Origin of the sequence: Caenimonas terrae (assembly GCF_042655405.1) — a bacterium.
Taxonomy (GTDB): Bacteria; Pseudomonadota; Gammaproteobacteria; order Burkholderiales; family Burkholderiaceae_C; genus Ramlibacter; species Ramlibacter terrae_A.
This window is the reverse complement of the sequence record NZ_JBHSMF010000006.1, coordinates 220,016-241,144: the sequence shown is the minus strand read 5'-3', so window position 1 is coordinate 241,144 and position 21,129 is coordinate 220,016. Positions and strand designations below refer to the sequence as shown.

Below are 21,129 nucleotides of genomic sequence, written 5' to 3'. Positions count from 1 at the left end.
AGTCTGGTCGGGCGGTGTCAGAAGGTTTGTGGGACGTTGCCGACCGTTACCGTGGGAGCCAGCCGGTGCCGGCATGCGCGAAGCGGCAGTTCGTGCGAAAGGTCACGCCGATTGCCCCTCGCAGAGGCGTTGCGCCGATGCCGAATCGGCGTGCGCCGGCGGATCAATCAATCGACAATGCCCTGGCGCGGACCTACCATTCGTTACGTCTGAGGGAGATAACAATGACATCGAAAGTCCTCGTGCGCGGCCTGGTCCTGTCGGGCCTGCTGCTTGCCGGTGCCGTCCACGCCCAGATCCTGATCGGGCAGACCGCCGGGTTCACGGGCACCGTTGCTGCGGGCGTGAAGGAGACCACCGACGGCGCCAAGCTCTACATCGACTCCGTCAATGCCAAGGGCGGGGTGCACGGACAGAAGATCGAGCTGATCCAGATGGACGACAAGTTCGACCCCAAGCTGGCCGCGGAGAATGCCAGGACCCTGATCGTCGACAAGCAGGTGCTGGCGCTGTTCCTGAACCGCGGCACTCCGCACACCGAAGCGATCAACCCCCTGCTGGAGCAGTACGGCGTGCCGCTGATCGCTCCTTCCACCGGCGCCATGGTGTTTCACCAGCCGGTGAAAAAGTTCATCTTCAACGTGCGCGCCACCTACCAGCGCGAGGCCGAAAAGGCGGTGGAGCACCTGCTGACCATGGGTGTCCGGCGCATTGCCGTGGTGCACACCGACGACTCCTTCGGCCTGGACGGCTTGCAGGGCGCGATGCGCGGCCTGAGCAAGGCGCATCTGCAGCCGGTGGTGGTGATCAAGACCGACCGCAGCAAGCCCGACTTCAACGCCCTGCCGGCGCCGATCGCCAAGGCGCAGACGCAGGCCATCATCTGGGTCGGCTCCGGCACCCATGTGGTCGACGGCATCAAGGCGCTGCGCGCGGCCGGACCGGTGCCGCAGGTGGTCACGCTGTCGAACAACGCCTCCTCGGGCTTCGTCAAGTCGCTGGGGGCGAATGCGCGCGGCGTGATCGTCACCCAGGTGTTCCCGTCGGAGCGCTCGATCGCCTTCCCGATGGTCAAGGAGGCGCTGGCGCTGGCCAATGCCAAGCCGGGCACCGCGCTGTCGCCCGCGATGCTGGAGGGCTATGCCGCCGCCAAGGTGCTGGTCGAGGGCCTGCAGCGCGCCGGCCGCAACCCGACGCGCGAGAAGCTGCGCGCGGCGCTGGAAGGGATCAAGAGCTTCAACCTGGGCGGCCTGGAAATCGGCTACGGTCCGGACGACCACACGGGGCTGGACTTCGTCGACCTGTCGATCGTGGGGGCCGACGGCCGCTTCATGCGCTAGCCCGGCCGGGGCCCGAGCCGGCTGGCCGCTTGGCGGCAAGCGCCCAGCAGCTGCCTGGACGACACTGAGACACGTGGACCGCCTGAACCAAGACCAAATGCCGACGCAACCCGGGCCGCGCGGGGCGCTGGAATCGGCGCAGCCGTGAAGGCCGTGCCGTACCGGTGGCGTTGCCTGGCCTGCGGCAGCGGCAACGCCGCATCGAGCCAGCAGTGTGAGCGCTGCGGCTGCCCGGCCCGGCCGCGGATGGTGCAGATCGAGCGCTGCGCACGGCTGGTGGCGCTGCGCTCCGACAAGGTCTTTGCCCCGGCGGACGCCGACCTGGCGGCCGCGGCGCGCGCGCCGTCGCCGCAGCGCACCGCGTGGACGGTGCTGGCGGTGCTGGCCTCGTGGGCGGTGCTCGCGGTGGTGATCCGGCTGTCGATGGCGCCGGTTGCGGGCAGCCGGGTCGGCGGCTGGCTGCTCGGCGCGATGATGGTCGCCGTCGCGGTGCTCGCGCCCCTGAGTTGCGTGATCGTTTACCGCGCTGCGCGTGGCGCGCAAGCCGAAAGCTAGCGCCGGGGCCTTGCCTGCCGCGCGGCTCCTGGGCTATCGTGGCCGGCATCCTTCCAAGCGGAGTTCCAACATGCTCTTTCTCGCAGGCGGCTTTCTGCTGGCGCTCGGCCTGTTTTCCGGCCTGGTGCTGCTGCTGGCGCCGCTCGGCGTCCTGGCCGCCGATCCCAACCTGGTGCTGTGGCTGATGTTCCCCCTGCTGTGCCTGGTGGGCTTCGCGGTGCTGGGCATGCGGGCCTCCGCCCAGGAGATGCGCACGATCTCGCTGGCCGCTTCGGCGCTGCTGCTGCTGCTGGCGCTGGCCTCGGTGGCGGTGATCGTGCTGGGGGCCGCCTCGGTGATCGTGCCGCCCGAGGATGCGGCGTCGCTGTGGTTCGTGATGGGCGTGGGCGCCGTGCTGGGCCTGTTGGGCGCCGCGTCCTTCGGTCGCCAGCCCAGCCAGGCATGACCGGACGCGTAATTGGGTTGACGAGCCTTACCCCCGGCACTGGCTCCACAGTTAGGGCTGCTTGGTTCCCCACCTGACCCGGTTGGCCGCTTCACCATGCGGGGAGGCCCGTCAGCCGCTATTGTAGGGGACGCGCAAAGGCCCCATGGGCGCGCGGCCCGCAAAAAAGCGGCAGTGGCCGGCCCCGTAGAATCGACGCCGATGTCCTATCTCGTGCTCGCCCGCAAGTACCGGCCCAAGACCTTCCTGCAGATGGTCGGCCAGGAGCACGTGGTGCAGGCCCTGACCAACGCGCTCACGCGCCAGCGGCTGCACCATGCCTACCTGTTCACCGGCACGCGCGGCGTCGGCAAGACCACCGTGTCGCGCATCCTGGCCAAGTCGCTCAACTGCCAGGGGCCGGACGGGCAGGGCGGCATCACTGCCGCGCCCTGCGGCGTGTGCCAGGCCTGCATCGACATCGACAGTGGCCGCTTCGTCGATTACACCGAGCTGGACGCCGCATCGAACCGCGGCGTCGACGAAGTGCAGCAGTTGCTGGAACAAGCCGTCTACAAGCCGGTGCAGGGCCGCTTCAAGGTCTTCATGATCGATGAAGTGCACATGCTCACCGGCCACGCGTTCAACGCGATGCTCAAGACGCTGGAAGAGCCGCCGGAATACCTCAAGTTCGTGCTGGCCACCACCGATCCGCAGAAGGTGCCCGTCACCGTCCTGTCGCGCTGCCTGCAGTTCAACCTGCGGCCGATGGCGCCGGAGACGGTGCGCGAGCACCTCGAGCACGTGCTGGCCGACGAAGGGGTGGAGGCCGAGACGCCGGCCCTGCGGCTGCTGGCGCGCGCGGCCCGCGGGTCGATGCGCGACGCGCTGTCGCTGACCGACCAGGCGATCGCCTTTGGCAGCGGCAAGCTGGAGGAAGCGGCGGTGCGCCAGATGCTGGGCAGCGTCGACACCAGCCACGTGTTCCGACTGATCGAGGCGCTGGCCCAGGGCGACGGCCGCACCGTGGTCCAGACCTCGGAGACGCTGCGCCTGCACGGGCTGAGCGCGGCCTCGACGCTGGAGGAAATGAGTTCGGTGCTGCAGCGCATGGCAGTGGTGCAGGCGGTCCCCGATGGCGGCGATGGCGCCGACCCGGACGCGGCCGAGATCGCGCGGCTGGCCGCGCTGCTGCCGGCCGACGAAACGCAGCTGCTGTACAGCATGTGCCTGCACGGCCGCGGCGAGCTGGGGCTGGCGCCCGACGAATACGCGGCGCTGACGATGGTGCTGCTGCGGCTGCTGGCCTTCAAGCCCGCGCAGGAGCCTGCCGGGCGGCCGCAGGCGGAAAAAAAAACTCTGAATGAAGCGCCGGCGGCGATAGCCGCTGTCGCGCCGGTCGCTGCTCCGGTCGTTGCCGCGACTGCCGTGCCTGCTGCGCCGCGCACCGCAGCCCTGGCGCCGCCGGTCCCCGCCCGCGCCGCGGTCCCTGCCGCCGCCGCGCCCGCCGGCCGCGTGCTGCCGGTGGTCGATCCGCCGCGCGGCCCGCCGCGGCGGCCGGCCGACGCCCCGCGCGACGCCGAGTCGCACCAGGTGGTGGGCGTGCCGGTGCGGGTGCAGGCCGAATCGCCGCGCGACGCGGGCGCGGCCCGTCCCTCGGCGCCGCTGGTGCTCACCGAGGAGGGCGACTTCTGGTACGCCACGGTGCAGCAGCTGGTGGCGCAGCAGGCCGTGGTGGCGCTGGTGCGCGAGCTGGCGCTGCAGTCGCAGCTGCTGGCGCGCGACACCGGCCACTGGATGCTGCGGGTGGAGCGCGAATCGCTCAACCAGCCGGCCAGCCGCGAGCGGCTGCGCGCGGCGCTGGCGGCGGCCGGCCACGAGGTCAACCTCGGCGTCGAGGTCGGCACCGTCACCGACAGCCCGGCACGCCGCAACGCCGCCGCCGCCGCCGAGCGCCAGCGGGCCGCCGAGGAGATCATCCTCAACGATCCCTTCGTGCAGGCGACGAAGCAGGATTTCCCGACAGGCTGGAAAATCATCAGCATCCAGCCCCGATCGACCAACCCCAACCAACAGGAATAGCCATGTTCAACAAGGGACAGCTCGCCGGCCTCATGAAGCAGGCACAGGCCATGCAGGACAACCTCAAGAAGGCGCAGGAGGAACTCGCCTTCGTCGAAGTCACCGGGGAGTCGGGCGCCGGGCTGGTCAAGGTGACGATGACCTGCAAGCACGACGTCAAGCGCATCACCATCGACCCCAGCCTGCTGGCCGACGACAAGGACATGCTGGAAGACCTGGTGGCGGCCGCGTTCAACGCCGCCGTGCGCAAGGCCGAAGAGACCTCGCAGGAAAAGATGGGCAAGCTCACGCAGGGCATGCCCGGGCTGCCGGGCGGCATGAAGTTCCCGTTCTAGTCGATCGCTGCATTGGCCGACACCCATTCGCTCGAGGCGCTGGTCCAGGCGCTGCGCAAGCTGCCCGGCGTCGGCGTGAAGTCAGCTTCGCGCATGGCATTCCACCTGCTGCAGCATGACCGCCCCGGCGCGATGCTGCTGTCGCAGGCGCTGCAGCAGGCGGCCACCAACATCCGCCACTGCAGCCTGTGCCACACCTTCACCGAGAACGAGGTCTGCGCCACCTGCCTGGATCCGCAGCGTGACCACAGCAAGCTGTGCGTGGTGGAAACGCCGGCCGACCAGGCGGCGGTGGAGCGCACGTCGGCCTACCGCGGCCTGTATTTCGTGCTGATGGGCAAGCTCAGCCCGCTGGACGGCATCGGGCCCAACGAGATCGGGCTGGCCAAGCTGTTCGAGCGCGCCACCCGCGGCGACGTGCAGGAGGTGATCCTGGCGACCAACTTCACCGCCGAGGGCGAGGCGACGGCGCACGTGATCGGCGAGGCGCTCAAGGCCCGCGGGCTGCGCGTGACGCGGCTGGCGCGCGGCGTGCCGGCCGGCAGCGAACTGGAATACGTGGACCTTGGCACCATCGCCCATGCGTTCGTCGACCGCCGCTAGCGGTCGCCGGACAAGCGCCTCATCCCTTACGTGAAAACCCGCACGGGATGTTCCCGATGCAGGGGCCACTGCTGCGCGCTACGCTTTGCGAATAGCGCCACAGAGAGGCGCCACAGAGAGGATTTCCCAGTGAAAAACATCGCCATCAGCCGCCGTGCATTCAACTCGGTGGCGCTGCTCGCAGCCGCCGGACTGGGCGCGCCGTCGGTGTGGTCCCAGGGCAAGCTGGAGAAGACCAAGGTCTCCATCGCCGTCGGCGGCAAGGCCGCGTTCTACTACCTGCCGCTGACGATCTCCGAGCAGCTGGGCTACTTCAAGGCGGAGGGCCTGGACGTCGAGATCTCGGACTTCGCCGGCGGCTCGCGCGCGCTGCAGGCGCTGGTGGGCGGCTCGGCCGACGTGGTGAGCGGTGCCTACGAGCACACCATCAACATGCAGAGCAAGAACCAGTACATCGAGTCCTTCGTGCTGATGGGGCGGGCGCCGCAGATCGCGATGGGCGTTTCCACCAAGGCGATGCCCGGCTACAGGGACGTGGCGGACCTGCGCGGCAAGAAGATCGGCGTGTCGGCGCCGGGTTCCTCCACCAACATGGTGGCCAACCTGGTGCTCTCGCGCGCCGGCCTCAAGCCCAGCGACGTGAGCTTCGTGGGCGTCGGCACCGCGGCCGGCGCGCTGACCGCGCTGCGCTCGGGGCAGATCGACGCCATGAGCAACACCGACCCGGTGATGACGATGCTGGAGCAGAAGGGCGAGGTCAAGATCATCAGCGACACGCGCACGCTCAAGGGCACGCAGGAAGTGTTCGGCGGGCCGATGCCGGCGGCCTGCTTCTATGCGCATGCCGAGTTCGTGCAGAAGAACCCCAACACCTGCCAGGCGCTGGCCAACGCCATCGTGCACGGCCTGAAGTGGCTGCAGACGGCGGGCCCCAGCGACATCATCAAGACGGTGCCGGAAAGCTACCTGCTGGGCGACCGCGCGCTGTACCTGGCCTCCTTCAACAAGGTGCGCGAGGCGATCTCGCTGGACGGCATCCTGCCCGAGGAAGGCACGCGCACCGCGCTCAAGGCGCTGGCCAGCTTCGATCCGTCGGTCAAGGCCGACAAGATCGTGCTGTCCAAGACCTACACCAACGACTTCGCGCGCCGGGCCAAGGAACGGTTCAAGGCCTAAGGCCGGTCGTGGCCGACCACGCCCTCGAGTTCGAGCGCATCAGCGTCACCTTCCGCGCGCGGGAGGGCGGCGGGCAGCGCTATACCGCGGTCGCGGACACCACCCTTCATGTGCGCGCCGGGGAATTCGTCTCGGTGGTCGGACCCACCGGCTGCGGCAAGTCCACGCTGCTGAACATCGCAGCCGGTCTGCTCGAACCGTCGTCGGGCGAGGTGAAGGTGTTCGGCCAGCCGCTGCGCGGCATCAACCGCCGCGCCGGCTACATGTTCCAGAGCGAAGCGCTGATGCCGTGGCGCAGCGCCATCGACAACGTGATGGTCGGCCTGCAGTACCGCGGCGTGGCCGACGCGCAGGCGCGGCGCGAGGCGCAGGCCTGGCTGGAGCGGGTCGGGCTGGGCGGCTTCGAGGACCGCTATCCGCACCACCTCTCGGGCGGCATGCGCAAGCGCACGGCGCTGGCCCAGGTGCTGGCGCTGGACCCGGACATCATCCTGATGGACGAACCGTTCAGCGCGCTCGACATCCAGACCCGCCAGCTGATGGAAAACGAGGTGCTCGCGCTCTGGGCCGCCAGGAAGAAGGCGGTGCTGTTCATCACGCACGACCTGGACGAGGCGATCGCGATGAGCGACCGGGTGGTGGTGCTGTCGGCCGGCCCCGGCACGCGGCCGATCGGCGAATTCGAGATCGACCTGCCGCGCCCGCGCGACGTCGCCGAGGTGCGCAGCGATCCGCGCTTCGTGCAGCTGCATTCTCAGATCTGGGCGGTGCTGCGCGACGAAGTGCTCAAGGGCTACGCCCAGCAGTTGAACAAGCCTGTCCTGGGCGCCGTCGAAGGGGCTGCGTGATGGCAGGCACGCTGCGGCCCAACGCCGGCAACCTGCGCTACTGGCAGGCCGGCCTGCTGCTGGTGCTGCTGGCGGCCTGGCAGCTGCTGTCGCGCAACGAGCAGACCGCGTTCTTCCTGGGCGAGCCGGTCAAGGTGGCCGGGCGCATCTGGTCGTGGTTCATGCCCTTCGGCTTCGGCGAGAGCACGCTGTTCCCCGACGGCCTGCCGGGCCGCGCCGACATCTACGCCCACCTGGGCATCACGCTGCTGGAGACGGTGCTGGCGTTCGCGATCGGCACCGTGCTGGGCCTGGTGTTCGGCCTCTGGCTGGCGCTGGCGCCCACCGCCAGCAGCATCCTGGATCCGTACATCAAGGCCGCCAACTCGATGCCGCGGGTGATCCTGGCGCCGATCTTCTCGCTGTGGTTCGGGCTGGGCATGTGGAGCAAGGTGGCGCTGGCGGTGACGCTGGTGTTCTTCATCGTGTTCTTCAACGTCTACCAGGGCGTCAAGGAGGTCAGCCCGGTGGTGCTGGCCAACGCCCGCATGCTGGGCGCCAGCCACCGGCAGCTGCTGCGCACCGTGTACCTGCCCAGCGCCACCAGCTGGGTGTTCTCCAGCCTGCACACCTCGGTCGGCCTGGCATTCGTCGGCGCCGTGGTCGGCGAGTACCTGGGCTCGGCCCGCGGCGTCGGCTACCTGATCCTGCAGGCGGAGGGCACCTTCGACGTCAACACCGTGTTCGCCGGCATCGTGGTGCTGACGGCGTTCGCGCTGGTGCTGGACGGCCTGGTCGGCCGGATCGAGAAGCGGCTGATGAAGTGGCAGCCGCGCTCGGGCGAGACCGAGAAGCTCTGAGCGGGAAAGGGCCCGGGCGAGGCGCCTTCAGCGGCGCTTGGCCGGCAGTGCGTGCTTGCGCGCCGGCACCTTGACCGAGGCACGGCCCTGCGCCACCGGCTTGACCGCGCGCGCCGGAATCCGCACCGTGGCGCCGCGGCCGACGCTGCGCACCACCGTATGCGCCCGCACCGGCAGGAACAGCACCACCTGCTGGCCCGGCTTGAAGACCGCGCTGGCCAGGACGTTGTTCCAGCTTGCCACCTCGCCCGGCTGGACGCGGTAGCGCCTGGCGACGCTGGCGACCGTCTCGCGGCGGCCGGCGCGCACCGTGGTGCGGCGGGTGACGATCTCCGGGGCCAGGTTCAGCTGGCCGTGGTCCGCCACCTGGCTGGTCACGTCGTTCTGCTGTTGCGGCGTGCGCGGCACGATCAGCACCGAGCCGCCCTTGATCAACATCCGCGGCGGGATGGTGTTGGCGGTGCGCAGTTCGTTCTCGGTCATGCCGGTGCGGCGGGCGGCCTCGGCCACCGTCATGGTGGCCGGCGCGCTCCAGGCGGTCCAGCTGGCGAACTGGCCCTTGGTGTAGGCGTCGAAGTTGCGCTCGAACACCTGGGCGTTGTCCCACGGCAGCAGGATCTCGGGCGTGCCGGCCGCCAGGATCACCGGCCGCTTCATCGACGGATTGAGCGCCTTGAAGTCCTCCAGCTGCACGTTGGCCAGCCGCGCCGCCAGTTCGACGTCGATGTCGCGCGTCACCCGCACGCTCTGGAAGTAGGGGTGGTTCTCCACCAGCGGCAGCTCGGTGTTGTAGTTCTGCGGGTGGGCGATGATGTTCTTCACCGCCTGCAGCTTGGGCACGTAGTAGCGCGTCTCGTTGGGCATGTTCAGGTCGGCGTAGGTGGTGCCCAGGCCCAGCTTCTGGTTGCGGGCGATCGCCCGGCCGACGCTGCCTTCGCCCCAGTTGTAGGCCGCCAGCGCCAGGTGCCAGTCGCCGAACATGCCGTACAGCTTCTGCAGGTAGTCCAGCGCCGCCCGGGTGGAGGCCAGCACGTCGCGCCGGTCGTCGCGGAACACGTTCTGCTTGAGCTCGAAGAAGGTGCCGGTGGCCGGCATGAACTGCCACATGCCGGCGGCGCGCGCGCTGGAGACGGCCTGCGGGTTGAAGGCGCTCTCGATGAAGGGCAGCAGCGCCAGTTCGGAGGGCATGTTGCGCCGCTCCAGTTCCTCGACGATGTGGAACAGGTACTTGCTGGAGCGCTCGGTCATGCGCTGGATGTAGTCCGGCCGCGAGGTGTACCACTGCTCCTGCTGGCGCACCAGGTCGCCTTCCAGGTCGTTCATCTTGAAGCCGCGCCGGATCCGGTCCCACAGGTCGGCCGGCACCTGCATGCCGGCGACGTCCTGCGAGGACGCCAGGTCCGCCGGGGTGATCGGCTGCAGCGGGCCGCCGGGAATGACGGGGGTGAGCGGCGCGGCGTGCACCGGGCCGGCCGCAGCCACCGGGCCGGCGCCGGGCCGGGCGGCCGCATCCGTGGTGGCCGTCTTGGGCGCGGTGACGCAACCGGACAGGCACAAAAGCAGGATCGCGGCGATGGGGTACAGCTTCATCGGGTCTCGTTCTCGGTTGTGGTCCTGGCGTAGTGGACCAGATTGGCGAGGCCGTGGACGGCCGCAGTTGCAAAGTTCCGTTGCAGCATTCCCGATCCGGGCCTATCGCACGCCGGCGTGCCGCAGAGGCCCGGGAGGTGCGTGACTAGAATCGCTCCAAGTTGCAGGCCGGGATGCTGCAAGGGCCACAAGTCGTTGTCCTGGAACGCAGGCAGCGGGATTAACTTCATGAGCGACCCGATTATAGGAATGCAGCAATGGTTTGAAACCCCGCCCGGGCAGTACCTGCTGGCGTGGGAGCGCTCGGAGTTCGAGCGTGCCGTGGCCGACATCTTCGGCTACCACGCGCTGCAGCTCGGGGTGCCCGAGATCGACGCGCTGCAGGCCAACCGGATGCCGCACAAGTGGCTGGCGCTGCCCAGGCCGCTGGACGAGGGCGCGGCCGGTGCCATCCGGCCGGCGCTGGTCACCGATTTCGCGGCGCTGCCCTTCGAGGAGAACAGCCTGGACCTGGTGGTGCTGCCGCATTCGCTGGAGCTCAATCCCGACCCGCATGCGACCCTGCGCGAGGTGGAGCGGGTGCTGGTGCCCGAAGGCCGGGTGGTGATCTGCTGCCTCAATCCGGCCAGCCTGTGGGGCCTGAAGCAGCGCCGCGCCCACCTGTATCGCAGCCTGGGCGCCGGCGAGCTGTACCTGCCGGGCGCCGGCGAATTCATCGGCCACTGGCGGCTGCGCGACTGGCTGCGGCTGCTCAATTTCGAGGTGGAGTCGGCCAGCTTCGGCTGCTACCGGCCGGCGATGCGGACCCAGAAATGGCTGGACCGCTACGGCTGGATCGACGGCGTCGGCGAGCGCTGGTGGCCGATCTTCGGGGCCGCGTACTTCCTGGTGGCGGTCAAGCGGGTGCGCGGCGTCAAACTGATCGGCAAGGCCTGGCGGCCGGCCGCCGGCATCGCCACCGCACCCGTGCCTCTGGCCAACCGCACCCATCGCGCCGCGGCGCAAGAAAGAAAGAGTCCGTGAATCCTGTCGAGATCTATACCGATGGCGCCTGCAAGGGCAACCCCGGCCCGGGTGGCTGGGGCGTGCTGCTCAAGTCCGGCGGCACCGAGAAGGAGCTGTTCGGCGGCGAGCTGGCCACCACCAACAACCGGATGGAACTGCTGGCCGTGATCCGGGCGCTGGAGGCGCTCAAGCGGCCCTGCGCCGTGACGCTGTTCCTGGACAGCCAGTACGTGCTCAAGGGCATCACCGAATGGCTGCCCGGATGGAAGGCCAAGGGCTGGCGCACCGCCGCCAAGCAGCCGGTCAAGAACGTCGAGCTGTGGAAGGAACTGGACGCGCTGGTCAGCCAGGGCGGCCACACCATCGACTGGCGCTGGGTGCGCGGGCACAACGGCGACGCCGGCAACGAACGGGCCGACGCGCTGGCCAATCTGGGCGTCGAGGCGGCGCTGTCGCAGCGCGCCTGAGCGCCTGTGTAAAGCCTGCGTAAAACGTGCCCGTCGGGGGCCGCGGAATGCCGCCGGTACGTGGGATTGCGCATGGCGCCGGGCATGGCTGCTGCTACATTGGCAGGTTAGTTTGCGCCAGCGCCGCGCCGCCCTTTCCACCCTCGTCGGACCCGTCTTTTCATGGCATCGAAAGCAATCTACACCGCGGTCGCTGTGGTCGCCGTTGCGGCACTGTCGGCAGCGGCTTGGTGGTCGGTCCGCACGCCCGCCAGCGCCGCCGATGAACGGCCGGGCGCCGCGGCCGGCGCGCGCGCCGCATCGGGCGCCGGCGGCCCGCCGACGCTGGTGACGGTGGCCACCGTGGTGCGCCAGGACGTGCCGGTGGTGGTTGAGGTCAACGCCACCGTGGTGTCCCTCAACAGCGTGGAGGTGCGGCCCCAGGTCAGCAACAAGGTCGACAAGGTCCACGTCAAGGAAGGCCAGTTCGTGCGCGCCGGCGAACCGCTGTTCACGCTGGACGACCGCGCCGACCGGGCCAACCTGGACAAGGCCCGGGCCCAGCAGATGCGCGACGAGGCGCTGCTGGCCGACCTGGAACGCCAGTACCGCCGCAGCCAGGAGCTGCTGGCGCAGAACTTCATCTCCAAGAGCGCGGCCGACAACACGCTCAGCCAGGTGGAGGCGCAGCGCGCCGCCATCGCCGCCGACCGGGCCGCCATCCAGGCCGCGCAGGTCGCCCTCAGCTACGACAGCATCCGTGCCCCGATCTCGGGACGCATCGGCACCATCGCGGTGTTCGCCGGCAGCCTGGCCCAGCCCGGCGTGCCGATGGTCACGGTGACGCAGCTCGACCCGATCGCGGTGAGCTTCCCGGTGCCCGAGGGCAAGCTGCAGGACCTGCTGGCGGCGGCCCGGGTCCGCGCGCCGGTCATGGCCACCGTCCCGGGCACGGCCGCGCCGCTGCGGGGCGTGCTCAGCTTCGTCGACAACACGGTGGACGTGCAGGCCGGCACCGTGCGGGCCAAGGCGCAGTTCGACAACGCCTCGCAGGCGCTGTGGCCGGGCCAGTACGTCACCGCGAAGGTCACCGTCCGCGTCATCAAGGACGCGACGCTGGTGCCCCAGGCGGCGGTGATCACCGCCGCCAACGGCCGCATCGTCTACGTGGTGGCCAAGGACGACACGGTGCAGCCGCGCAAGGTGGAGATCGAATACCCGTTCGGCGACCAGGCCGTGCTGCGCGGCGTCGAGGCGGGCGACCGGGTAGTGGTCGAAGGCAAGCAGAACCTGCGGCCCGGCGCGCGCGTGCGCGTGGAGCGCAGCGGCAAAGCGGAGCCGGCCAAAAAAGACCCGACATGAACATCTCGGAACTGTGCATCCGCCGCCCGGTGATGACGGTGCTGTTCAGCGCCGCCATCGTGCTGGCGGGCATCTTCGCCTACCTCAAGATCCCGGTGGCGGCGCTTCCCAGCTACAACACGCCGGTGATCAGCGTCAACGCGCAGCTGCCCGGCGCCAGCCCCGACACCATGGCCGCCTCGGTCGCGCTGCCGCTGGAAAAGCAGTTCTCCACCATCGCCGGGCTGAAGCTGATCAGCTCCACCAACACGCTGGGCAACACCCAGATCACGCTGGAATTCGAGTCCACGCGCGACATCGACGCCGCCGCGGTCGACGTGCAGGCGGCCCTGCTGCGGGCCCAGCGCCAGCTGCCGGCGGAGCTGACGCAGCTGCCGTCCTACCGCAAGGTGAACCCGGCCGACGCGCCGGTGCTGTTCATCGCCCTGAACTCGCCCTCGATGGGGCTGTCGGAGCTCAACGACTTCGCCGAGGGCCTGATCGCGCCGACCCTGTCCACCATCGACGGCGTGGCCCAGGTCAATGTCAACGGCCAGAAGCGCTTCGCCGTGCGGATCCGCGCCAACTCGGACCTGCTCAACGCCCGCGGCATCACGCTCGAGGAGCTGGCCGCGGCGGTCAAGGCGGCCAATTCCAACACCCCGATCGGCGTGCTGGACGGGCCGCGCCAGACGCTGACCATCCAGGCCAACGCCCAGATGAAGAACGCCAGCGAGTTCGCCGACATCATCGTGGCCTCGCGCAACGGCGCCCCGGTGCGCCTGAGCGAAGTGGCCACGGTGGAGGACAGCTACGAATCGGTCAAGACCTCGGCCAGCTACAACGGCGAGCGCTCGATCCTGCTGGCGGTGCAGCGCCAGCCCAACGCCAACACGGTGCAGGTGGTGGACGCGGTGCGCAAGCTGCTGCCGCTGTTCCGGGCCCAGCTGCCGCACTCGATCAACATCAACATGGTCAACGACCGCTCGCTGTCGATCCGCGCGGCCATCCACGACGTCAACCTGACGCTGGCGCTGACCGTGCTGCTGGTGGTGCTGGTGATCTACCTGTTCCTGCACCGCGTGATGGCCACGCTGATCCCGGCGGTGACGATGCCGATCTCGCTGATCGGCGCGGTCGCGCTGCTGTACGCCTTCGGCTACAGCCTGGACAACGTCTCGCTGCTGGGGATCACGCTGGCCGTGGGGCTGGTGGTGGACGACGCGATCGTGGTGCTGGAGAACATCGTGCGCCACATCGAGGAGGGCCTGCAGCCGCTGCAGGCCGCGCTGGTCGGCGCGCGCGAGATGGGCTTCACCATCGTCTCGATCTCGGTGTCGCTGGTGGCGGTGTTCATCCCGATCTTCTTCATGCCGGGCGTGATCGGCCTGCTGTTCCACGAGTTCGCGGTGGTGGTGGCGCTGGCGGTGCTGGTGTCGGCGGCGGTGTCGCTGACGCTGGTGCCGATGATGGCCAGCCGCTTCCTCAAGAGCGAAGGGCCGGCCGGGCAGGTGCACCGCGTGCCGGGCGGGCTGGTCGGGCGCGTGTTCGAGGCCCTGTTCCGGGCCGTGCACGGCTTCTACATGCGCACGCTGGACTGGACCCTGGGGCACCGCCGCGTCATGCTGGTGGTGGCGCTGTCGACCTTCGTGCTGACCGGCCTGCTGGCGGTCACCATCCCCAAGGGCTTCTTCCCGGAGGAGGACATCGGCCAGATCCAGGTGACCACCGAGGCGTCGGAAGACGTCTCGTTCCCGGCCATGCTGGCGCTGCAGGACCGGGTGGCCGCGACGCTGCGCGCCGACCCCAACGTCGCCGACGTGACGTCCTTTATCGGCGCCGGCGGCAACGGCACGCTCAACACCGGGCGCATGTTCGTGGTGCTCAAGCCGCGCGGCGAGCGCGCCAGGATGCCGGCGGTGATGGAGTCGCTGCGCAAGGCCTCGCGCACCATCCCGGGCGTGGCGGTCTACATGCGGCCGATCCAGAACCTGCAGCTGGGCGGGCGCCAGAGCAAGAGCCGCTACCAGTATTCGCTGCAGAGCGTCAGCGCCGACGCGCTCAACGACTGGTCCAACCGGCTGATGGAGCGGATGCGGGCCGACCCGGCCTTCCGCGACGTCACCAGCGACTCGCAGAACAAGGGGCTGCAGGCCTCGCTGAAGATCGACCGCGACAAGGCCAACCTGCTGGGCGTGCAGGTGGGCGACGTGCGCAATGCGCTGTACGACGCATTCGGCGAGCGCCAGGTCTCCACCATCTACAGCGCCGCCAACAGCTACCTGGTGATCCTGGAGGCGATGGATGCGGACCGGCGCTTCGAGGAGAGCCTGGGCAAGATCAACCTGCGCAGCAAGACCGGCGCCATGGTGCCGCTGTCGGCCTTCGCCACCGTCAGCCGCACCGTCGGGCCGACCGCGGTGAACCACCAGGGCCAGCTGCAGGCCATCACCATCGCCTTCAACCTGGCGCCGGACACCCCGCTGGGCGACGCCACCCGCAAGATCGACGCCTTCTCGCGCGAGCTGAAGCTGCCGGCTTCCATCATCACCAGCTACGGCGGCGACGCGGCGGTGTTCCAGGACTCGCAGTCCAGCCAGGCAATGCTGATCATCATGGCGGTGCTGGTGATCTACGTGCTGCTGGGCGTGCTGTACGAGAGCTACATCCACCCGCTCACCATCCTGGCCGGGCTGCCGTCGGCGGCGGTGGGCGCGCTGCTGACGCTGCGGCTGTTCAACGTCGACCTGACGCTGATCGCCACCATCGGCATCCTGATGCTGATCGGCATCGTCAAGAAGAACGCGATCATGATGATCGACTTCGCCCTCGACGCCCAGCGCACCCGGGGCATGACGCCGCCCGAGGCGATCCGCGAGGCCTGCCGGCTGCGCTTCCGGCCGATCCTGATGACCACCATGGCGGCCCTGATGGGCGCGCTGCCGATGGCGTTCGGCCTGGGCACCGGCGCCGAACTGCGCCAGCCGCTGGGGCTGGCGGTGGCCGGCGGCCTGATCTTCTCGCAGGTCATCACGCTGTACATCACGCCGGCGATCTACCTGGCGCTGGACCGCTTCAGCGGCACCGGCCCGCTGCAGGACCTGAACCTGATCGGCCGCCGCGCCGGGCCCGAGCTGGTCGCCAAGTAGGCGCCGCGAAGGCACAATCCGGGTCATGGCCCTGGTCGAATTCGCCCCGGCGCTGACCCGCCACGTCGCCTGCCCGCCGCGCGAGCTGCCGGCGGCCACGCTGCGGCTGGCGCTGGAGGGTGCGTTCGAGGCGGCGCCGGCGCTGCGTTCCTATGTGCTGGACGAGCAGGGCGCGGTGCGCAAGCATGTCGCCGTGTTCGTCAATGCCAGGATGATCCCCAGCCGCAGCGAGCTGGACCTCCCGCTGGCGCCCGCGGACAAGGTGATGGTGATCCAGGCGCTGACAGGAGGTTAGCCGTGGCTGCTTCATCCCAGACGCTCTGCATCGGAACCCGCAAGGGCCTGTTCACCGCATCCCGCGCCGCCAGCGGCCACGGCTGGCGCCTGGGCGCTCCCCATTTCCCGGGCGAACCGGTGACGCAGTTCGCCGCCGATCCGGCCGCCGGCGCCTGGTACGCCGCGCTGCGCATGGGCCACTTCGGCATCAAGCTGCGCAAGAGCGTCGACGGCGGCTCGAGCTGGCAGGAAGTGGCGGCGCCGGCCTTCCCCGTCAAGCCCGCGGACGGCCCGTGGAAGGACGATCCGACCCCCTGGGCGGTCGACATGGTGTGGGCGCTGGAAGCGGCGCCAGGAAGGCTGTGGGCCGGTTGCCTGCCGGCCGGCCTGTTCAGCTCGGACGACGGCGGCGCCAGCTGGCAGCTGGCCGACAGCCTGTGGCGGCGGCCGGAACGCCTGGAGTGGCTGGGCGGCGGCTACGACCACGCCGGCATCCATACGATCCTGGTCGATCCGCGCGACAGCGCCCACGTCACCATCGCCATCTCCTGCGGCGGCGTCTGGCAGACGCGCGACGGCGGCGAGAGCTGGCACAGCACCTCCAGCGGCATGGACGCCGGCGCCTACATGCCGCCCGAGCGCCGCTACGACCCCAACATCCAGGACGTGCACCGGATCGACCACTGCCGCGCGCAGCCGGACGTGCTCTGGTGCCAGCACCACTGCGGGCTGTACCGCTCGGTGGACGGCGGGATGCACTGGCAGGCGATTGCGGCGCCGGCGCCCTCGGGCTTCGGCTTTCCGGTGGTCGCACATCCGGGCGACCCGCAGCGGGCCTGGTTCGCGCCGGCGCACTCCGATGCGCGCCGCATGCCGGTGGACGGCCGGCTGGTGGTCAACGAAACGCGCGACGGCGGGGCGAGTTTCGAGGCGCACGGCTACGGCCTGCCGCCGCGCGATGCGTATCACCTGATCTACCGCCACGCCCTGGCGGTCGCCGAGGACGGCCAGACCCTGGCGATGGGCTCCACCACCGGCGGACTGTGGATCAGCGACGACGCCGATGCCTCCTGGCATTGCGTCTCGCGCGACCTGCCGCCGATCGCGGTGCTGCGCTGGGTCTGATGCCACTCGCGCCGGTCGCGCCCGGGGCGGCCAAGTAGACTCACGACCGGTCCTGCGCGCGACCTGCCGTCTGCGATCCCGCCGGTTCGCAAGCCCTGCAGGCCACCCCCTCAAGACATGACCAAGAACAAGAACAAGAAGATCCACCTCAGCGACCTCCAGGGCCACGCAGACGAACTGTGCGCCGATCCGCGCTTTCGGGCGGCGGTGCGGCGCCACCTGACGCGCGCGGACGATGGAAGCGAACTCAAGCTGGCCATTCACCCGAACGACCAGATGCTGACCCATTCGCTGCATCACCTGCGCAGCGCCGGCGCAGCGCTGAGCCAGTACTACGGGGTCGCCCTGCAGCAGCAGCGCGCCGCCGAACAGGTCATCGACCTGCTCGTTCCCGACCGCACCCGGATCAAGGTGCTGGACTTCGCCTGCGGTTACGGCAGGCTGCTGCGATTCCTGTCGCGGTCGGTGGCGCCGGCGCAGATCTGGGCGTCGGACATCCAGCACGAGGCAGTCGACTACGTGACCGAGCAATTCGGGGTCCATGGCATCTATTCGACGGTGGAGCCCGCCGAGTTCCGTCCGGACATGAAGTTCGACCTGATCTGGGTCGCCTCGCTGTTTTCGCACCTGCCGGCGGACCTGTTCGAGCAGTGGCTCGCGACGCTGGCCGGACTGCTGACGCCCGAAGGCATGCTTTGCTTCAGCGTCCACGACGAAGCCCTGCTGCCGCCGGGCCGGTCCATGCCGGCCGAGGGCATCCTGTTTGCCGGCCACAGCGAGAACAATGCGCTGGGACGGGCGACCTATGGCACGACCCATGTGACCGAAGCTTATGTCGCCGGCGTGGTCCAGCGGGTGCTGGGCCCGGGGCATCGTCACTACCGCGTCAAGCGCGGGCTGGCATACCAGCAGGATCTCTACGTCGTCTGCAGGGATGCCCGGCGCGACCTCGGCGCCCTGGATTCGTTCCGGTGGGGCCCGTGGGGCTGGGTCGACTTTCGCGGGCAGACCGACTCGGGCCGACTGCACCTGTCAGGCTGGGCGGCATCGGTCGACCAGGGCGGAATGGAAGGGGTCGCCGTCGACGACGGCCTCGCGCAGACGCAATGCCCGACCGTGATCGACCGCCCCGACGTGGAGAAGGTCTACGAGGATCCACGGCTGCGCAAGGTCGGCTGGGAGACGGTGTCCACCGGACGCAGCGACGCCGGCGACACCTTCCTGGAAGTTTCGGCCGTCGCGGCCAATGGGGAGCGCGCGCTTCTCTACGCCGGTCCCGCCGTCGAGCCGAAGCTGGTCTGGAGGTGGTTCGGACTGGAACTCGTGGGGCACTTGCTGAGCGACATCCTGTTCCGGCTGCGCGCCCGCTTCTGACCGGACCCCTGGGCGCCCTGGCGTCCGCGATTCGCAAGGGGCGCCGGCCACCTCTTTCAATACTCCAGCCGCTCCGGCCTGATCTCCTGCAGGATGGTGGTGGCGATCTCCTCGATCGACTTGGTGGTGGTGGACAGCCAGCGGATGCCCGAGCGCCGCATCATCGCCTCGGCCTCCGCCACTTCCATCCGGCAGTTTTCCAGCGAGGCGTACTTCGAATTGGGCCGCCGCTCGTTGCGGATCTCGGTCAGCCGCTCGGGCGCGATCGTCAGGCCGAAGATCTTCTTGCGGTGCGGCTCCAGCGCCGGCGGCAGCTGCCGGCGCTCGAAGTCCTCCGGGATCAAAGGATAGTTGGCGGCCTTGAGCCCGTACTGCATCGCCAGGTAGAGCGAGGTCGGCGTCTTGCCGCTGCGGCTCACGCCCACCAGGATCACGTCCGCCTGCTCCAGGTCGCGGTTGCTCTGGCCGTCGTCGTGCGCCAGGCTGAAGTTGATCGCCTCGATCCGGTCGTGGTACTGCTGGCTCTTGCTGACGTCCGAGAAGCGGCCGACCCGGTGGTTGGACTTGATGCCCAGCTCGATCTCCAGCGGCCGCACGAAGGTGCCGAACATGTCCAGCAGCATGCCCTTGCAGCCTTCCTCGATGACCCGCACGATGTCCACGTTCACCAGGGTGGTGAAGACCACCGGCTTGCGGCCCTCGACCTCCGCGGTGTGGTTTATTTGCCGCACCACCTGATGGGCCTTGTCGACGCTGTCCACGAAGGGCAGGCGCACGTGGCGTGGCTTGAATTCGAACTGCGCCAGGATGGCGTTGCCGAAGGTCTCGGCCGTGATGCCGGTGCCGTCCGACACGAAGAAAACGGTGCGGGTGTGCATTTTGGATTTGGCTGCTGAGCTTTACTGCGTAAGAATGTTGTTACACCTGAACAACGCCTGACGGCATCGGAGGAAGCGTGGTGAACAACAGGAATGATCGTTGGAACGTCGCCATGATGCGCCTGCTCGCGCTCGCATTGTTGCTCGGCGCGCTGGCCGGCTGCAGCCGCAAGACCGAGATCAACGAAGTGGTGGCGTCGGTGGAGGCCACCTCGCTGCAACTGGACAAGATGATCGCCAGCGCCAAGGAGCGCAAGGGCAAGGACCCCGCCTTCGCCGAGATGCCGATGGCCACCGAGCCCTTCGTGGTCAAGTTCAAGAGCGGCAGCCACAAGGTGCTGTGGACGCTGGAGGGCCAGCAGGCCAGGACCGGCCCGATCGACGCCACCATCGTCGCCACCCTGGGCGACGGCTCCGGCGGCCGCGTGCTGGGTTGCCGGCTGCCCTCCACCAGGGAATTCCCGGCCGGCGCCGCCAAGATGGAATGCGAAAGCGCGCCGTTCCGGGTGGAGCAGGACAAGACCTTCATCCTGCAGACCGGCCTGGGCAAGGCGGAAGGCTTCACGCCGACCCGCTTCAGCGCCCAGGTGGCGGCGGTGCCGGTCAGGGTGGGCTGGGGCGGCTGGTTCACCGCGATGATCTATGCGATGGTCGGCGCGGTGATGCTGGTGCTCTGGTTCGTGTTCTTCAAGCGGTGAGGCCCGGCCGCGTCCTGGCCACGCGCCGCGCCGGCTGGCTGCTGGCCTGCGCGCTGTCCGCCGCACTGGCGGGCGCCGCGGGCTGGCGGCTCTGGCACTTCTGGCAGACCGCCTGGAGCATGCCGCTGGCCGCGTCCCTGAGCGAGATCCACTTCCCGGCCCAGGTGTTCAACGAAGGCGGCGCGCTGGAGCGGCCCTACAACAAGGCGGCGGTGGGCCTGAGCCTGCTGGCCTTCCTGGCCACGCTGATCACCGCGTTGCTGCGGCGCGGCGTCGACGGCCGGCCGCGCGCCATCATCACCCTGGTCGGCGGCGGCTGCGTCGCGATGATGCTGCTCACGGCCTGGGCCATGCAGTCGGACTCGCAGGTCAACGGCGGCATCCGCAAGCTGGCCGACGACGGCAACTTCGCCGAGCTGGAGCGCATCGCCCGGCGCCGGCCCGAGCTGCCCTATGGCCGCTACATCGGCGCCCAGGCCCTGGTGCTGGCCGGCAAGGGCGAACAACTGCAGCGCGACTACGGCCCCTGGCTGCAGGACTGGGGCCGCCGCGCCGCCCGCGAAGGCTATGTCGGCCCGGGCATGACCGGCCGCGAGCTGCCTTACTGGGAAGGGATGAGTGCGTCGCCCAGGGTGATGCGCGCGCTGGAGCTGCTGGCCTTCGGCCACGGCACCAGCGTGTTTTCCAGCGAATACGAGGCGCGCGTGCAGCGCGACACGCTGGTGGCCCGGCGCCAGGGCCTGCCGGTCGGCCTGGGCTTCGCGCTGTTCGCCGGCCTGGCCGCCATGGCGGCCCTGCGGGCCCGGGAGCTGGGGCGCCGCATCCAGGAGTTCGAACGGCGCCGGGCCATGTTCGAGGCCGACAGCACCCAACCCGCCGGAATCTGAGCGGCGCCGCCGCCCGGGCGGCGGGCGGGCCTAAAATGGCCGCAACCCCCCATTTCCATGAACCGCCCGGCCCGCCACCAAGCACAAGAAGAAAGCGCCGGCCCGCGCCTGTTCATTCGCGTCCCGCCCTGGCCGGACGCCGCACCGCTTTCAACTTC

20 protein-coding genes and 1 other RNA gene are annotated in these 21,129 nt (G+C 69.5%); 18 read left to right on the top strand and 3 right to left on the bottom strand.

Annotated features, from left to right (window positions below; translation table 11 throughout):
* The first annotated feature begins 224 nt into the window (after window positions 1-224).
* The 3 genes from ACFPOE_RS08040 (at window position 225) to ACFPOE_RS08030 (ending at window position 2,340) form a co-directional block, all read left to right on the top strand.
* Window positions 225-1,340, top strand: coding sequence for an ABC transporter substrate-binding protein (locus ACFPOE_RS08040; protein ID WP_376849567.1), 1,116 nt, complete (start codon window positions 225-227; stop codon window positions 1,338-1,340).
* A gap of 144 nt (window positions 1,341-1,484) precedes the next feature.
* Window positions 1,485-1,895, top strand: coding sequence for a hypothetical protein (locus ACFPOE_RS08035; protein ID WP_376849566.1), 411 nt, complete (start codon window positions 1,485-1,487; stop codon window positions 1,893-1,895).
* A 70-nt stretch (window positions 1,896-1,965) separates the two neighbouring features.
* Window positions 1,966-2,340, top strand: a complete 375-nt coding sequence (locus ACFPOE_RS08030; protein ID WP_376849565.1) for a hypothetical protein — start codon at window positions 1,966-1,968, stop codon at window positions 2,338-2,340.
* 16 nt (window positions 2,341-2,356) lie between these two features.
* On the opposite strand, the gene ffs is transcribed toward ACFPOE_RS08030, so the two are convergent.
* An RNA gene (ffs, locus tag ACFPOE_RS08025) (signal recognition particle sRNA small type) lies at window positions 2,357-2,453 on the bottom strand.
* Window positions 2,454-2,541: 88 nt separating this feature from the next.
* On the opposite strand from ffs, the gene dnaX reads away from it, so the two are divergent.
* The 6 genes from dnaX to ACFPOE_RS07995 all read left to right on the top strand — a co-directional run bounded on the left by dnaX (window position 2,542) and on the right by ACFPOE_RS07995 (window position 8,202).
* Window positions 2,542-4,401 carry a DNA polymerase III subunit gamma/tau gene (gene dnaX, locus ACFPOE_RS08020; RefSeq protein ID WP_376849564.1) on the top strand — a complete coding sequence of 620 codons (1,860 nt, stop codon included), beginning with the start codon at window positions 2,542-2,544 and terminating at the stop codon, window positions 4,399-4,401.
* Window positions 4,402-4,403: 2 nt separating this feature from the next.
* Window positions 4,404-4,736, top strand: coding sequence for a YbaB/EbfC family nucleoid-associated protein (locus tag ACFPOE_RS08015; protein ID WP_376849563.1), 333 nt, complete (start codon window positions 4,404-4,406; stop codon window positions 4,734-4,736).
* A gap of 12 nt (window positions 4,737-4,748) precedes the next feature.
* A complete protein-coding gene (gene recR, locus ACFPOE_RS08010) occupies window positions 4,749-5,339 on the top strand; it encodes a recombination mediator RecR (RefSeq protein WP_376849562.1) in 591 nt (196 codons plus the stop codon).
* A gap of 129 nt (window positions 5,340-5,468) precedes the next feature.
* Window positions 5,469-6,515, top strand: coding sequence for an ABC transporter substrate-binding protein (locus tag ACFPOE_RS08005; protein WP_376849561.1), 1,047 nt, complete (start codon window positions 5,469-5,471; stop codon window positions 6,513-6,515).
* An 8-nt stretch (window positions 6,516-6,523) separates the two neighbouring features.
* Window positions 6,524-7,363 carry an ABC transporter ATP-binding protein gene (locus tag ACFPOE_RS08000; RefSeq protein ID WP_376849560.1) on the top strand — a complete coding sequence of 280 codons (840 nt, stop codon included), beginning with the start codon at window positions 6,524-6,526 and terminating at the stop codon, window positions 7,361-7,363.
* Window positions 7,363-8,202 (top strand): ABC transporter permease, encoded by an 840-nt coding sequence (locus ACFPOE_RS07995; RefSeq protein ID WP_376849559.1) that lies wholly within the window; start codon window positions 7,363-7,365, stop codon window positions 8,200-8,202. The genes ACFPOE_RS08000 and ACFPOE_RS07995 overlap by 1 nt, the downstream gene beginning before the upstream one ends.
* Window positions 8,203-8,229: 27 nt before the next feature.
* Here the strand turns inward: ACFPOE_RS07995 and ACFPOE_RS07990 are convergent, their stop codons facing one another.
* Complete coding sequence (locus tag ACFPOE_RS07990) at window positions 8,230-9,792, bottom strand: transglycosylase SLT domain-containing protein (RefSeq protein ID WP_376849558.1); 1,563 nt, start codon at window positions 9,790-9,792, stop codon at window positions 8,230-8,232.
* 228 nt (window positions 9,793-10,020) lie between these two features.
* Between ACFPOE_RS07990 and ACFPOE_RS07985 the strand changes: the two genes are divergently transcribed.
* The 7 genes from ACFPOE_RS07985 (at window position 10,021) to ACFPOE_RS07955 (ending at window position 18,508) form a co-directional block, all read left to right on the top strand.
* A complete protein-coding gene (locus tag ACFPOE_RS07985; protein WP_376849557.1) occupies window positions 10,021-10,815 on the top strand; it encodes a class I SAM-dependent methyltransferase in 795 nt (264 codons plus the stop codon).
* Window positions 10,812-11,264, top strand: a complete 453-nt coding sequence (rnhA, locus tag ACFPOE_RS07980) for a ribonuclease HI (RefSeq protein WP_376849555.1) — start codon at window positions 10,812-10,814, stop codon at window positions 11,262-11,264. Before ACFPOE_RS07985 ends, rnhA begins: the two co-directional genes overlap by 4 nt.
* 162 nt (window positions 11,265-11,426) lie before the next feature.
* Window positions 11,427-12,605 (top strand): efflux RND transporter periplasmic adaptor subunit, encoded by a 1,179-nt coding sequence (locus ACFPOE_RS07975; protein WP_376849553.1) that lies wholly within the window; start codon window positions 11,427-11,429, stop codon window positions 12,603-12,605.
* On the top strand, window positions 12,602-15,733 hold the full coding sequence (locus tag ACFPOE_RS07970; RefSeq protein ID WP_376849551.1) for an efflux RND transporter permease subunit: 3,132 nt from the start codon (window positions 12,602-12,604) through the stop codon (window positions 15,731-15,733). Before ACFPOE_RS07975 ends, ACFPOE_RS07970 begins: the two co-directional genes overlap by 4 nt.
* Before the next feature lie 25 nt (window positions 15,734-15,758).
* Window positions 15,759-16,028 (top strand): MoaD/ThiS family protein, encoded by a 270-nt coding sequence (locus ACFPOE_RS07965; RefSeq protein ID WP_376849550.1) that lies wholly within the window; start codon window positions 15,759-15,761, stop codon window positions 16,026-16,028.
* A 2-nt stretch (window positions 16,029-16,030) separates the two neighbouring features.
* Window positions 16,031-17,134 carry a WD40/YVTN/BNR-like repeat-containing protein gene (locus ACFPOE_RS07960; RefSeq protein ID WP_376849549.1) on the top strand — a complete coding sequence of 368 codons (1,104 nt, stop codon included), beginning with the start codon at window positions 16,031-16,033 and terminating at the stop codon, window positions 17,132-17,134.
* A gap of 117 nt (window positions 17,135-17,251) precedes the next feature.
* Window positions 17,252-18,508 (top strand): class I SAM-dependent methyltransferase, encoded by a 1,257-nt coding sequence (locus ACFPOE_RS07955; protein ID WP_376849547.1) that lies wholly within the window; start codon window positions 17,252-17,254, stop codon window positions 18,506-18,508.
* 56 nt (window positions 18,509-18,564) lie between these two features.
* Here ACFPOE_RS07955 and ppsR read toward each other — a convergent pair whose 3' ends face one another.
* The gene (ppsR, locus tag ACFPOE_RS07950; protein WP_376849546.1) at window positions 18,565-19,386 is read right to left on the bottom strand and encodes a posphoenolpyruvate synthetase regulatory kinase/phosphorylase PpsR; all 822 of its coding nucleotides are present in this window, start codon (window positions 19,384-19,386) and stop codon (window positions 18,565-18,567) included.
* A 113-nt stretch (window positions 19,387-19,499) separates the two neighbouring features.
* Between ppsR and ACFPOE_RS07945 the strand changes: the two genes are divergently transcribed.
* Both ACFPOE_RS07945 and ACFPOE_RS07940 read left to right on the top strand, forming a co-directional pair.
* Window positions 19,500-20,084 (top strand): hypothetical protein, encoded by a 585-nt coding sequence (locus ACFPOE_RS07945; protein ID WP_376849544.1) that lies wholly within the window; start codon window positions 19,500-19,502, stop codon window positions 20,082-20,084.
* Entirely contained in the window at window positions 20,081-20,971 is an 891-nt protein-coding gene (locus ACFPOE_RS07940) for a hypothetical protein (protein ID WP_376849542.1), read from the top strand. The genes ACFPOE_RS07945 and ACFPOE_RS07940 overlap by 4 nt, the downstream gene beginning before the upstream one ends.
* The last annotated feature ends 158 nt before the right edge of the window (window positions 20,972-21,129 follow it).